Raw genomic sequence first — 13573 nt, forward strand, 5'->3', positions numbered from 1 at the left:
CGGCCCACTTTTCAGCACTTTGGATCAGCGCTTGTCTTCGATTTTCCAGGCGTTGCCATCAAAGAATGCCTTCCAGCCGGTCGGCTTGCCGTCGACCTCGGACTGCACGTACTGCTCCTTCGTCTTGCGACTATAGCGAATCACCGCCGGACGCCCGTCGGGATCTTTCTGCGGGGCATCGCACAAGAAGTGGTACTTCGGATCGATCTCGTGCTTGTGCGGGATGATCTCCAGCACCAGCGGCGCGCGCGTTTCTCGGTTCTTCGGGAACTGGCTGGCAGCCAGGAACAGCCCCGAGGCGCCGTCGCGCAGCACGTAAGTGTCGTCGACCTTCTCGCACTTGAGCTCGGGCATGTCCACCTTGTCCATCTTCGGTGGCGCTGCCTCACCGCTCTTGAGCAACTTACGGGTGTTCTTGCACGCAGGATTGGTGCAACCGAAGAACTTGCCGAAACGGCCAGTCTTGAGCTGCATCTCGCTACCACACTTGTCGCATTCCAGGCTCGGCCCTTCATAGCCCTTGATGCGGTAGCTGCCCTGCTCGATCTCGTAACCGGCACAGTCCGGGTTGTTGCCGCAGATGTGCAGCTTGTGCTTTTCATCCAGCAGATAGGCATCCATCGCCGTGGAACAGATCGGGCAACGGTGCTTGCCACGCAGGACCAGGGACTCGGACTCACCTTCATCGTCGGCAGCGATTTCATCACCCGGTACGAGGTTCACGGTGGCCTTGCAACGCTCCTTGGGTGGCAGGCTGTATCCCGAGCACCCCAGGAACACGCCCGTGGAAGCGGTACGGATCATCATGGGTCGACCACATTCCTTGCAGGGGATGTTGGTCAGGGTCGGCTGGTTGGCACGCATGCCGTTCTCGGCGGATTCGGCAGTCAGCAGCTTCTTGCTGAAATCGCCATAGAACTCGTCCAGAACGTTCTTCCAGTCGCGCTCGCCCTGGGCGACGTCATCGAGGTTCTCCTCCATGCCAGCGGTAAAACCGTAGTCCATGAGATTGGAGAAGCTCTCCGACAGACGCTCGGTGACGATGTCGCCCATCTTTTCGGAGTAGAAGCGGCGGTTGTGCAAAGTCACATAACCGCGGTCCTGGATGGTGGAGATGATTGCCGCGTAGGTCGATGGTCGACCGATCCCGCGCTTCTCCATCTCCTTGACCAGGCTGGCTTCGGTGTAGCGCGCCGGCGGCTTGGTGAAGTGCTGGCTCGGGTCGAGCTGGATGAGCTTTAGCGACTCGCCCTGGGCCATTTCCGGCAACACGTCATCTTCGCCCGGCTTGCTCTGCTGAGGCAGTACACGGGTATAACCGTCGAACTTGAGGATGCGGCCCTTGGCACGCAGCTCGAAGTCACCGGCATTGACCGTGACGCTGGTGGACAGGTATTGCGCAGGTGGCATTTGGCACGCCAGGAACTGGCGCCAGATCAACTCGTACAGGCGCTCGGCATCACGTTCCATGCCACTGAGCTTGGTCGGATGAGTGTTGACATCAGAGGGGCGAATCGCCTCGTGCGCCTCCTGGGCGCCCTCCTTGCTGCCATATACCACCGGTTTTTCCGGCAGGTACTGTTTGCCGAACTCACGCTCGATGTAGCTACGCGCCATATCCAGGGCATCGACCGACAGGTTGGTCGAGTCGGTACGCATATAGGTGATGTAGCCCGCCTCGTAGAGACGCTGGGCCATCATCATGGTTTTCTTCACACCAAAGCCCAGGCGGTTGCTCGCCGCCTGTTGCAGGGTCGAGGTAATGAACGGTGCCGACGGCTTGCTGCTGGTCGGGCGGTCTTCGCGCTTGGCCACGCTGTAGCTGGAAGCCTTGAGCTTCTCAAGCGCCGCCATGGCCTGGGCTTCATTCAACGGTTTGAAGGCTTCGCCCTTCTCGCGCGCCACTTCGAAACGCACCTTGGCATTCTTGGCGGTCCCTAGGTCAGCGTGCACCTCCCAGTATTCTTCGGGATTGAAGGCCCGGATTTCGCGCTCACGTTCCACTACCAGCTTCACGGCCACCGACTGCACCCGACCGGCGGACAGGCCACGGGCGATCTTGGCCCACAGCAACGGTGAGACCATGTAACCGACCACGCGGTCGAGGAAGCGGCGCGCCTGCTGGGCGTTGACCCGATCGATGTCCAGCTCGCCCGGCTGGGAGAAGGCCTCCTGAATCGCCTTCTTGGTGATTTCGTTGAACACCACACGCTTGTAGCGGCTGTCATCACCACCGATGGCCTCGCGCAGGTGCCAGGCGATGGCTTCCCCTTCGCGGTCCAAGTCGGTTGCGAGATAGATGGTGTCGGCATCCTTGGCCAGGCGACGCAGTTCGTCGATGACCTTTTCCTTGCCAGGCAGGATTTCATACTTGGCTTTCCAGCCAGCTTCCGGGTCAACACCCATGCGGGCAACCAGTTGGCGGCGAGCCTTCTCCTTCGGCGACAGCGCGGGGGCCTCGGACGCGGTCTTACCGCGCTTGGCCGCCGGTTCCTTGGTGGCGCTGGCCGAACCGCTGGTGGGGAGGTCTCGGATATGGCCGATACTCGACTTCACCACGTACTGGCTGCCCAAGTACTTGTTGATGGTCTTGGCCTTGGCCGGGGATTCCACAATGACCAGCGATTTGCCCATGGATCGGAGTATTCCTGAATCTGAAGATGAAAAACGCGTCAGGTGCCAGACGCGGCACCGCTATATATAGTGGCAACAGGGTGAGGTCAAGCGCCCAGGTTCAGCCGTCCGCTACACCAGGCTGCTCGAACCGCCCCTCTTCGGCCTTGACCAAAGCAAAGCGTGGCACCTGCTCGCCGTCAACCTCGACAGACTCCAGGAACATCGACAACGGCCTCACCCAGAGCCCGAATTCGCCATACAACGCCTGGTAGAACACGACCCACTCTTCGGTCTCGGAGTGCCGCGCAACGCCGAACACACGGTACTCAGGCCCTTTGTAATGCCGGTACACACCGGGTTGTATCTGCATGTCGCCCACCCTCTTGAAACAAATCCTGTAAAAAACAAAAACCGGGGCACAAGGCCCCGGTTGCTGTCGACAACGCGATCAGACGCGTTCGAAGACCGTGGTGATGCCTTGGCCCAGGCCGACACACATGGTGGCGACGCCGAGGGTGCCGCCTTTTTGCTTCATGACGTTGAGCAGGGTGCCGGAAATCCGCGCTCCCGAGCAACCAAACGGGTGGCCCAACGCAATGGCGCCGCCGTGCAGGTTAACCTTCTCATCCATCTTGTCGAGCACTTTCAGGTCCTTGAGCACGGGCAGGGCCTGTGCGGCGAACGCTTCGTTGAGTTCGATGAAGTCGATATCAGCCATGGTCAGGCCGGCACGCTTGAGGGCTTTCTGGGTCGACGGCACCGGGCCGTAGCCCATGATTGCCGGGTCGACGCCGGCCACCGCCATGGCGCGGATGACCGCCAGGGGCTGGATCCCCAGGTCCATGGCACGCTGGCCGGACATGACGATCATGCACGAAGCACCGTCAGTGATTTGCGACGAAGTACCGGCGGTGACGGTGCCCCCTTTCGGGTTAAACGCCGGCTTGAGCGATGCCAGGCCTTCGAGGGTGGTTTCCGGGCGGATGGTCTCATCGTAGTCGAAGACCTTCAGGAATCCGTTCTCATCATAGCCCTGCATCGGGATGATTTCGTCCTTGAAGTTGCCTTCGACCGTCGCCTGGTGGGCAAGCTGGTGCGAGCGCAGGCCGAACAGGTCTTGCTGCTCACGGGTGATGCCATGCATCTTGCCGAGCATCTCTGCAGTCAGGCCCATCATGCCCGATGCCTTGGCGGCATGCAGGGACAGGTGCGGGTTGGGATCCACGCCATGCATCATGCTGACGTGTCCCATGTGCTCGACACCACCGATGACGAACACATCACCGTTACCAGTCATGATCGCCTGGGCGGCGGTGTGCAGCGCGCTCATCGAAGAGCCGCACAGGCGACTCACGGTCTGGGCAGCGGAGGTGTGCGGGATCTGGGTCATCAGCGACGCCATGCGGGCGATGTTCCAGCCCTGCTCCAGGGTCTGGTTGACGCAGCCCCAGATCACGTCCTCGACTTCCTTCGGATCGACCTTGTCATTGCGCTCCAGCAGCTTGCTGATCAGGTGCGCGGACATATCCTCGGCACGGGTGTTACGGTGCATGCCACCTTTGGAACGACCCATCGGCGTGCGACCGAAGTCGACAATCACCACGTCTCTTGGATTCAGGCTCATATCAATACTCTCGCTCTAACTCGTTGGGCGCTCAGTTGAAGAAGCGCTGACCGTTCTTGGCCATTTCGCGCAGCTTCGCAGTCGGGTGGTACAGCGGCCCCAGATCGGCATACTGGTCGGCCAGGGCGACGAACTCAGCGACCCCGATCGAATCGATGTAACGCAGCGCACCACCACGGAAGGGAGGGAAGCCAATGCCGTACACCAGGCCCATGTCGGCTTCGGCGGCGGTCTCGACGATGCCATCTTCCAGGCAGCGGACGGTTTCCAGGCACAGTGGGATCATCATCCAGTTGATGATGTCCTCGTCGGTCACTTCACGCTGCTCGAAGACGATCGGCTTGAGCACATCCAGCACCGAGGCATCGGCGACCTTCTTCGGCTTGCCGCGCTTGTCGGTTTCGTAGGCGTAGAAGCCCTTGCCGTTCTTCTGGCCCAGGCGATTGGCCTCGTACAGGGCATCGACGGCGGAGCGGCGATCGTCTTTCATGCGGTCCGGGAAGCCATCGGCCATAACGTCGCGACCATGGTGGCCGGTATCGATACCGACGACGTCCATCAGGTAGGCCGGGCCCATCGGCCAGCCGAACTTTTCCATCACCTTGTCGATGCGCACGAAGTCGACACCGGCGCTGACCAGCTTGGCGAAACCGCCGAAGTACGGGAACAGCACACGGTTGACCAAGAAGCCCGGGCAGTCGTTGACCACGATCGGGTTCTTGCCCATCTTCTTGGCGTAGGCGACGGTGGTAGCAACCGCTACCTCACTGGACTTCTCGCCACGGATAACTTCTACCAGCGGCATCATGTGCACCGGGTTGAAGAAGTGCATGCCGACGAAGTTCTCAGGACGCTTGAGGGCCTTGGCCAACAGGTTGATGGAGATGGTCGAGGTGTTGGAGGCGAGAATCGCGTCCTCCTTGACCTGTCCTTCCACTTCTGCCAGCACTGCCTGCTTGACCTTCGGGTTCTCGACCACCGCTTCGACGACGATATCGACATTGCCGAAATCACCGTAGGACAGGGTCGGACGAATGGCATTGAGCGCCTCGGCCATCTTCGCCGGGGTCAGGCGCCCCTTCTCGACACGCTTGCCGAGCAGCTTGGAGGCCTCGTTCAGGCCCAGCTGGATGGCCTCCTCGCGGATGTCCTTCATCAGGATCGGCGTGCCCTTGACGGCGGACTGGTAGGCGATGCCGCCACCCATGATGCCAGCGCCGAGCACGGCAGCCTGTTTCACGTCACGGGCGATCTCGTCATGGGCCTTGGCCTTGCGCTTGAGTTCCTGATCATTGAGGAACAGGCCGATCAGGCTCTCGGCGACCGAGGTGCGGGCCAGCTTGGCGAAACCTGCGGCCTCGACTTCCAGGGCTTTGTCACGACCGAAATTGGCAGCTTTCTGGATGGTCTTGATGGCTTCGACCGGTGCGGGGTAGTTCGGGCCGGCTTGACCTGCGACGAAGCCCTTGGCGGTCTCGAAAGCCATCATCTGTTCGATGGCATTGAGCTTGAGCTTTTCAAGCTTTGGCTGGCGCTTGGCCTTGTAGTCCAGTTCACCGCTGATGGCACGCTTGACCAGGTCCAAGGCCGCGGCCTGCAGCAGTTCAGGGGCAACCACGGCATCGACGGCGCCGACCTTGAGGGCGTCCTCAGCACGGTTTTCCTTGCCGGAGGCGATCCACTCGATCGCGTTGTCCGAACCGATCAGACGCGGCAAGCGCACGGTGCCACCGAAGCCTGGGTAGATACCCAGCTTGACTTCAGGCAGGCCGATCTTGGCGTTGGAGGACATGACGCGGTAATCGGCCGCCAGGCACATTTCCAGCCCCCCGCCCAGGGCGATGCCATTGATGGCAGCGACGGTCGGCACGGCGAGGTCTTCAAAGTCGTTGAAGATGCGATTGGCTTCCAGGTTGCCGGCGACCAGCTCGGCCTCGGGCAGCTTGAAGTTGTCGACGAACTCGGTGATGTCGGCGCCGACGATGAACACGTCCTTGCCGCTGCTGACGATCACGCCCTTGATGGCGGCGTCGGCCTTGATGGCGTCCACGGCCTGGCGGAGCTCTTCCAGGGTCAGGCGGTTGAACTTGTTGACGGACTCACCCTTGAGGTCGAACTTCAGTTCGACGATGCCGCTTTCAAGAGCCTTAACCGTGATGGCTTTACCTTCGTAAATCATCAACTGATCTCCACGATATGGAAGCTGAACTGTACACGCCGATCGCTGGTGCAAAGGCCGATTAAGCCTTCTTTCCAGGCACACCCGTCAGCGCGATAGTCGGGATTCTGTAAGAGCGATCTGACATACAAACGCTCAATTCATACGCCCGTTTGATTTGGGTATGCACACATTCACCGAAAAGATCGGCGTTGTCAAATGCTCGAAAGCACCCTTAAAACGCGACTTTCCAGTCATTTTGTACCGCGCGGGCACGAAGCATGATGACGGTGATTGCGACACATTCATCGGGAAGATAGACACCCAATCCCCCAGAGATGCCCTGGCACATGAGGGAACTGAGGTCAAAAGGCTGAGACGTTGCGCTATCGGGGCCGAGAAAGCGGCCCTGGGAAGGTAGAGATCAGGCGAGGGTTTCGAGCACTTGGGCAATATCTTGCAAAACAGCCTTGTCGCCCCGCTCGCTCCAGTACAGGGCCAGCATGCGGCTGTCGGCTTCGACCTTGTAGACCGTTGCCGGCAGACGTGCAAAGGCCTCACTCAGACGCGGGTCTTCGCAGGGCTCGCGCCACTGGTTCCACCACACTCCCGGCGTGACCTGCCAATAGCTCCAGGTATCGTTGCTGCCCTTGCGCCGGGCTCGATGGTATTGCGGACACGGGCTGGGAGGCTCTTTCTCCAGCCAATGAGGCCACTGCTGGGGCGCCAATTGCATGGCCAACCCCATGCGCCGGCCCTCCAGGCGCAAATTCATCTGCTCGCTCTGTTTTCGCGAAGGGCGCAACCAGGCCATGGGGCTCAGAATCAGCGCAAGGATTGACACCACCAGCCATACCGTCATATCTGTAGATTCCATAAAGCGTTGCAAATGAGCTGGTTAGCCAGGTTTCTCGGCACTCGGCCCGAAAGCGACCATACTTCTACTATCGCAAATGTCAGGAGTACCACCATGTCCTACGAACATCTTCTGGTTGCTGTCGACCTGACCGAAGAATGCGACCCGGTGATCAAGCGCGCCATGAAGCTCGCCGAACCTACCGGGGCCAAGGTCTCGCTGGTGCACATTGTCGAACCCATGGCCATGGCCTTCGGTGGCGATGTACCGATGGACCTGTCGCAATTGCAGCAGCAACAGTTCGATCAGGCCAAGGAGCGCATGGACCGCCTGTTCAACAAGTACCCGACCATCAACCGTGGCGATTCGCACCTGACCTACGGCCAGCCACGACAGGAAATCCATCAACTGGCCAAGGACCAGAACTGCGACCTGATCGTGGTTGGCAGCCATGGCCGCCACGGTCTTGCCTTGCTGCTTGGCTCCACCGCAAACGATGTGTTGCATGGCGCGCCTTGCGACGTGCTGGCCGTACGTCTGCAGAAAAAAGAAGGCTAAACGCCCCCTGGACCCTCTAACAGCCACTCGCAGGCTTCACCAGCTTCTGATCGTTTGGGCTGGCGAAGCCTGCGGGGCGCCAAGCGCCCTGATGGCTTGAGACAGTCTTACCCTTCCAGTTCAGCCCAGCGCTCGACCAGCGTATCCAGCTCGCCTTGCATCTGTTCAAGTTTGGCCAGCACCGTCGAGGTCTCGCCGATCGGTCGCTGATAGAAGCCTGGGGCATTGACCTCTTCCTGCACCGTGGCCATGCGCTGCTCCAACTCATCGATCAGTCCTGGCAGGGCCTCCAGCTCACGCTGCAGCTTGTAGCTCAGTTTCTTCTTGGCAGGATCCGCCGCAGCAGCCGCAACGTTGGCCGCAGGTACCGCCTGCTCGGCAGGTTTTTCCACCACGGCGCTACCCAGCTCGGCTTTGCCGCCCTTGCTTTCGGCCACCCCGAGCAGCTTCGGCGAGCCACCTTGACGGAGCCAGTCCTCATAGCCACCGACATACTCCCGCACCCGGCCCTCCCCTTCGAACACCAGGGTGCTGGTCACCACGTTATCGAGAAATGCCCGGTCATGGCTGACCATCAGCACGGTACCCTTGAAGTTGGAGAGCACCTCCTCGAGCAGTTCGAGGGTCTCCACATCGAGGTCGTTGGTCGGCTCGTCCAGCACCAGCAGGTTAGCCGGCTTGCTGAACAGTTTGGCCAGCAACAGCCGCGCCCGCTCGCCTCCGGACAACGCCTTGACCGGCGTACGGGCACGCTGTGGGCTGAACAGGAAGTCGCCCAGGTAGCTGAGCACGTGCCGGCTCTGGCCGTCGATCTCGATAAAGTCCCGCCCTTCAGCGAGGTTGTCGATAACCGTCTTCTCCAGGTCCAGTTGATGGCGCAACTGGTCAAAGTAAGCGACCTCCAGCTTGGTGCCGCGCTCGACTTTGCCCGAAGTGGGCTCCAAGTCGCCCAGCATCAGCTTGAGCAAGGTCGTCTTGCCAGTACCGTTGGCGCCCAGCAGGCCAATGCGGTCCTCGCGCTGCAGGACCATGGAGAAGTTCTTGACCAGCATGGGACCATCGGCGTGCGCGAAGCTGACATTTTCAAGCGTCATGACCTGCTTGCCGGACTTGTCCGCAACCTCGATCTGGATGTTCGCCTTACCCTGGCGCTCGCGACGTTCGCCGCGCTCCACACGCAAGGCCTTCAGGGCGCGCACGCGGCCCTCGTTACGGGTACGCCGGGCCTTGATGCCCTGGCGAATCCAAACCTCCTCCTGAGCCAGGCGCTTGTCGAACAGCGCATTGGCGGTTTCCTCGGCGGCCAGCATGGCCTCCTTGTGCACCAGGAAGCTGGCGTAATCGCCGTTCCAGTCGATCAGACCGCCACGATCCAGTTCTAGGATGCGGGTGGCCAGGTTTTGCAGGAAGGAACGGTCGTGAGTGATGAACAGCACGGCCCCGTTGAAGCCGCTTAGGGCCTCCTCGAGCCAGGCAATGGCACCGATGTCCAGGTGGTTGGTCGGCTCGTCGAGCAGCAGCAGGTCCGGCTCGGACACCAGTGCCTGGGCCAGCAGCACCCGCCGACGCCAACCACCGGACAGCTCGGCGAGGGTCTTGTCAGCGGGCAGTTGCAGACGGCTCAGGGTGCTTTCCACCACCTGCTGTAGGCGCCAGCCATCGCGGGCTTCGAGCTCATGCTGGACGTGCATCAGTTTCTCGAGGTCGGCATCGCCTTGGATGTTCTGGCTCAGGTGGTGATACTCGGCCAGCAAAGCACCGACGCCGTCCAGGCCCTCGGCCACCACATCGAACACCGTACGCTCGTCGGCAACTGGCAGTTCCTGCGGCAGTTCGCCGATCTTCAGGCCAGGGGCACGCCAGATCTCGCCGTCGTCGGGCTTCTGCTCGCCCTTGACCAGGCGCAGCATGCTCGACTTGCCCGTGCCGTTGCGGCCGATGATGCACACCCGCTCGCCACGCGCGATCTGCCAAGACACCTTGTCCAGCAGCGGCATGGCGCCGAACGCAAGGGACACATCGCTGAATTTGAGCAGGGTCATAATCTTCTCCAAAAACCGGGCGCGCATTCTACCTGACTTGCCCCTTCCGGGCATTAGCCAGACCGTAGCCCTCCGACGTTGCGACATCCGGTCGAAGATAATGGTTGGATACAAGCACAGTGCTTTCACCCGCTGCCGGCAAACGGCTAAGCTAAGGCAATAGATCCCAACAGTGCTGGCTTCGCCGTCACTTTTCCTTGGTTCACTTGCCCGGACGTCTCATGCGCAGCCGCCTGTTCCAACTCGTTTCCTGCCTGCTGCTCACCGCCACTACCGCGAGCGCGGCACAGGCCATCGATATCACCCAGCAACGTCAATACTATGATGAGGCCAAGCGCGCCCTGGCCAAGGGCGACAAGGGGCCTTACCTGCGCTACGCCAATGCGCTTCGCGACTATCCGCTGACGCCTTACCTGGCCTATGACGAGCTCACCGCCCGCCTCAAGAGCGCCAGCAACGAAGAAATCGAAGGTTTCCTCGCCCAGCATGGCGACCTGCCCCAGGCCAATTGGATGAAACTGCGCTGGCTGCGCTGGCTGGCTGAGCGCGGCGAATGGAACACCTTCGTCAAGTACTATGACCCCAAGCTCAACTTCACTGAACTGGATTGCCTGAACGGCCAGTACCAGTTGACCCACGGCCTGCGCGCCGAAGGCTTTGCCAACGCCGAAAAATTGTGGAACGTCGGCAAGTCGCAACCTGCCGCCTGTGACACCCTGTTCAGCCTGTGGGCGGCCGAAGGCCAACTGACCGAGGCCAAACGCTGGCAACGGGCCAAACTCGCAGCCCAAGCGCGCAACTACAGCCTGGCCAATAACCTGGTCAAGACCCTGACCACCCTCGCCCCCCAGGGCCGACTGCTGATCGACGTGGCGCAAAAGCCGGAGCTGCTCAACCAGCCGTCGCGTTTCACACCCGTCAACGAAGCCATGTCCGATGTGGTCAGCCTGGGCCTGCGCCGCCTGGCGCGCCAGGACCCTGAGCGAGCCATGTCACTGCTCGACGACTACGCCCAGCGCATGCACTTCTCGCGTGATGAGAAGGTCGCCATCGCCCGCGAAATCGGCCTGACCCTGGCACGCCGTTACGACCCACGCGCCCTGGACCTGATGACTCGCTACGACCCCGAGCTGCGTGACAATACCGTCAGCGAGTGGCGCCTGCGCCTGCTGTTGCGCCTGGGTCGCTGGGAAGACGCCTACGAGCTGACCAAGCGTTTGCCTCAGGACCTGGCCAGCAGCAACCGTTGGCGCTATTGGCAGGCCCGCAGCCTGGAACTGGCGCAGCCGAACAACCCGCAGATCCCTCTGCTTTACAAGACAGTGGCCCGAGAGCGTGATTTCTATGGCTTCCTCGCCGCCGATCGAGCACAGACACCCTACCAGCTCAACAACAAGCCATTGATGCTGAGCCAGCAGGTGATCAACAAGGTACGCAACACCCCCGGAGTGCGTCGCGCCTTGGAGTTCCATGCTCGCGGCCAGATCGTCGAGGGTCGTCGTGAGTGGTACCACGTCAGCCGCCACTTCAACCGCGACGAGATGGTCGCCCAAGCCCGCTTGGCCTACGACCTGCGCTGGTATTTCCCGGCGATCCGTACGATCAGCCAGGCCCAGTACTGGGATGATCTGGACATCCGCTTCCCCATGGCTCACCGCAACACGTTGGTACGCGAAGCCAAGGTGCGCGGGCTGCATTCGAGCTGGGTGTTCGCCATCACCCGCCAGGAAAGCGCCTTCATGGAAGACGCCCGCTCCAGCGTGGGGGCCAGTGGCCTGATGCAGCTGATGCCGGCGACGGCCAAGGAGACAGCGCGCAAGTTCAACATTCCGCTGGCCTCGCCTTCGCAGGTGCTCAACCCGGACAAGAACATCCAGCTTGGTGCGGCTTACCTGAGCCAGGTGCATGGGCAGTTCAATGGCAACCGGGTCTTGGCCTCGGCGGCGTACAACGCAGGTCCCGGGCGGGTACGGCAATGGCTCAAGGGAGCCAAGCACCTGAGCTTCGATGTGTGGGTGGAGTCGATCCCGTTCGACGAGACACGCCAGTATGTGCAGAACGTGTTGTCTTATTCGGTGATCTACGGGCAGAAGCTGAACTCGCCGCAGCCGTTGGTGGATTGGCATGAGCGGTATTTTGACGATATGTGAGGGCTTGGGCTTGGGCTTTCAGATAGTGAGAATATCCATTCTGGGTGGAGGCGCCACCGGCGCTTTTCGCCTTTACGGCGACCTACTTTTGCTCTTGGGCAAAAGTAGGCAAAAACCGTTGGCTTCCCACATCCGGCCCCTGCGCTACGCTCCGGGGTCTCCTCGCTGCGGTGTCTTGCGGGGCTCCGCGGCCTCCGGCTGGCTGTGCCAGCCTCCATCTCGCGACTTCGGCTACCGCCGAAGGGCGCTGCGCGCCTGCCCCTCCAGACACCTCCACTCGACCTTCTGAGGTCGCGATCGGTGGTGTCTGAACTATCGCGTATCAAAAGCAACGGCAAACAAGTTAGTTATCTTGGTGTTTGTTCCGCCCCATTCGCGGATGAATCGGAGCGGCGGTTCGGCGCTCCGATTTACCCGCGAATAGGCCCAAAAGCTCACCACAAAAACCACTGAATGAAATAAGGCCAGCCCAGACACCGCCCGTAACTTGCGCCCCATCAGCAGGCCGAGTGGAGATGCCTGGAGGGGCTGGCGCGCAGCGCAGGGCCGTATGCGGGGGCGCAGCGGCTTTGGTTACTTTGGCCGCCAAGACCAAAGTGACCCGCCGTAAGGGCGCAAAGGTGATTAACCGTCAACAAATCAAACGGATAAACCCACGCCCCTCAAACCGCCACCAACAAGCCAGCCAGCCAGCCAGCCACAACGTATTACTCAATCACCTCGACCGCCATCCCAACCCGCAACGCCCCAGGTCCATCGACCGCCACGTTCTGCCCAAACAACACGTCTCCTTCCTTCTCCCGGAACGTCTTCAGTGTCGTCAAAGGCTCACGATCCGCGCTGCGCTCCCCCGTGGCAGGATCGAGCGTGGTCAGGATGCACCGCACGCTAGGCTTGAGCAGCCGAAAGGTCAGCTCGCCAATGCGAATCCGCTTCCAGCCGTCCTCGGCAAACGGCGCAGCCCCTTCCACCACTAGGTTCGGCCGAAACCGCAACATCTCCATAGGGCGTCCGATCCGCCGGCTCAGCTCGTCAAGCGACCCTTGTCCGATCAGCAACAACGGAAACCCGTCCGGAAACGCCGCCCGGTCGCTGTTCAGGCCATAGCCATTAGGTAGATAACGCGCCCGCTGCTCCGGGCAATACACCAGGCGTACCGACTTGCCGAGCAGTTCGCTCAACCAGGCTGCGGCGGCATCGCCGGCATCCGGTACTCGCAGTGTGTCACGCCAGATGGTCACGCCACGCAGGTCGTCATCGACTCCGGGTACGGGCACGGTCAAAGGCACCTGCCCCGGGGCCTGGAGCAACAATTGCCCATGCTCGTCGTAGCTGGCGTTGAGTTGTCCCAGGCCTGGCCAGGCGCGCTGGGTGAGGAAGCGTCCATTGTCCTGCTCCACCACCATCCAGCGCCGGTCACCCCGCAGCCCCAAAAGGTCAACCGGCGAGTCCACCAGGCTCTGGGCCTGCCCCGATTTCACCGGGTATCGATACAACGCACTCAAAAACATCCCTGCCCGCCTCGTGCCAGTCGAAAATACCAAGCTTATACCCGGCAACGGCGGGCCA

The 13573-nt window shown here is 61.2% G+C and carries 9 protein-coding genes; 2 read left to right on the forward strand and 7 right to left on the reverse strand.

Going from position 1 to position 13573, the window contains the following annotated elements; translation table 11 throughout:
- Nucleotides 1-24: 24 nt before the first annotated feature.
- The 5 genes from topA to ABOA88_RS12780 all read right to left on the reverse strand — a co-directional run bounded on the left by topA (nt 25) and on the right by ABOA88_RS12780 (nt 7260).
- The gene (gene topA / locus ABOA88_RS12760) at nt 25-2634 is read right to left on the reverse strand and encodes a type I DNA topoisomerase (RefSeq protein ID WP_196169884.1); all 2610 of its coding nucleotides are present in this window, start codon (nt 2632-2634) and stop codon (nt 25-27) included.
- 100 nt (nt 2635-2734) lie between these two features.
- Nucleotides 2735-2986 (reverse strand): DUF1653 domain-containing protein, encoded by a 252-nt coding sequence (locus ABOA88_RS12765; protein ID WP_196164198.1) that lies wholly within the window; start codon nt 2984-2986, stop codon nt 2735-2737.
- Between the two features lie 78 nt (nt 2987-3064).
- Nucleotides 3065-4240 carry an acetyl-CoA C-acyltransferase FadA gene (gene fadA, locus ABOA88_RS12770; protein ID WP_196169885.1) on the reverse strand — a complete coding sequence of 392 codons (1176 nt, stop codon included), beginning with the start codon at nt 4238-4240 and terminating at the stop codon, nt 3065-3067.
- Between the two features lie 31 nt (nt 4241-4271).
- Nucleotides 4272-6419, reverse strand: coding sequence for a fatty acid oxidation complex subunit alpha FadB (gene fadB / locus ABOA88_RS12775; RefSeq protein WP_196169886.1), 2148 nt, complete (start codon nt 6417-6419; stop codon nt 4272-4274).
- Nucleotides 6420-6822: 403 nt separating this feature from the next.
- Nucleotides 6823-7260 carry a hypothetical protein gene (locus tag ABOA88_RS12780; protein ID WP_196169887.1) on the reverse strand — a complete coding sequence of 146 codons (438 nt, stop codon included), beginning with the start codon at nt 7258-7260 and terminating at the stop codon, nt 6823-6825.
- A 108-nt stretch (nt 7261-7368) separates the two neighbouring features.
- Here ABOA88_RS12780 and ABOA88_RS12785 point away from each other — a divergent pair, with 108 nt between their 5' ends.
- The gene (locus tag ABOA88_RS12785; RefSeq protein WP_043206695.1) at nt 7369-7812 is read left to right on the forward strand and encodes a universal stress protein; all 444 of its coding nucleotides are present in this window, start codon (nt 7369-7371) and stop codon (nt 7810-7812) included.
- Nucleotides 7813-7919: 107 nt separating this feature from the next.
- Here ABOA88_RS12785 and ABOA88_RS12790 read toward each other — a convergent pair whose 3' ends face one another.
- The gene (locus ABOA88_RS12790) at nt 7920-9854 is read right to left on the reverse strand and encodes an ATP-binding cassette domain-containing protein (RefSeq protein WP_367851660.1); all 1935 of its coding nucleotides are present in this window, start codon (nt 9852-9854) and stop codon (nt 7920-7922) included.
- Nucleotides 9855-10075: 221 nt separating this feature from the next.
- Between ABOA88_RS12790 and ABOA88_RS12795 the strand changes: the two genes are divergently transcribed.
- Nucleotides 10076-12004, forward strand: coding sequence for a transglycosylase SLT domain-containing protein (locus ABOA88_RS12795; protein WP_196169889.1), 1929 nt, complete (start codon nt 10076-10078; stop codon nt 12002-12004).
- A gap of 707 nt (nt 12005-12711) precedes the next feature.
- On the opposite strand, the gene ABOA88_RS12800 is transcribed toward ABOA88_RS12795, so the two are convergent.
- Nucleotides 12712-13515: an MOSC domain-containing protein gene (locus tag ABOA88_RS12800; RefSeq protein ID WP_367851661.1), complete on the reverse strand. Its 804-nt coding sequence runs from the start codon at nt 13513-13515 to the stop codon at nt 12712-12714.
- Nucleotides 13516-13573 lie beyond the last annotated feature (58 nt).

Origin of the sequence: Pseudomonas sp. PKS (assembly GCF_051913525.1) — a bacterium.
Lineage (GTDB): Bacteria > Pseudomonadota > Gammaproteobacteria > Pseudomonadales > Pseudomonadaceae > Aquipseudomonas > Aquipseudomonas guariconensis_D.

Excerpts from the sequence above, each read along its gene's own strand:
- topA (WP_196169884.1), bottom strand. The coding sequence starts at position 2,634 with ATGGGCAAATCGCTGGTCATTGTGGAATCCCCGGCCAAGGCCAAGACC.
- ABOA88_RS12765 (WP_196164198.1), bottom strand. The coding sequence starts at position 2,986 with ATGCAGATACAACCCGGTGTGTACCGGCATTACAAAGGGCCTGAGTAC.
- fadA (WP_196169885.1), bottom strand. The coding sequence starts at position 4,240 with ATGAGCCTGAATCCAAGAGACGTGGTGATTGTCGACTTCGGTCGCACG.
- fadB (WP_196169886.1), bottom strand. The coding sequence starts at position 6,419 with ATGATTTACGAAGGTAAAGCCATCACGGTTAAGGCTCTTGAAAGCGGC.
- ABOA88_RS12780 (WP_196169887.1), bottom strand. The coding sequence starts at position 7,260 with ATGACGGTATGGCTGGTGGTGTCAATCCTTGCGCTGATTCTGAGCCCC.
- ABOA88_RS12785 (WP_043206695.1), top strand. The coding sequence starts at position 7,369 with ATGTCCTACGAACATCTTCTGGTTGCTGTCGACCTGACCGAAGAATGC.
- ABOA88_RS12790 (WP_367851660.1), bottom strand. The coding sequence starts at position 9,854 with ATGACCCTGCTCAAATTCAGCGATGTGTCCCTTGCGTTCGGCGCCATG.
- ABOA88_RS12795 (WP_196169889.1), top strand. The coding sequence starts at position 10,076 with ATGCGCAGCCGCCTGTTCCAACTCGTTTCCTGCCTGCTGCTCACCGCC.
- ABOA88_RS12800 (WP_367851661.1), bottom strand. The coding sequence starts at position 13,515 with ATGTTTTTGAGTGCGTTGTATCGATACCCGGTGAAATCGGGGCAGGCC.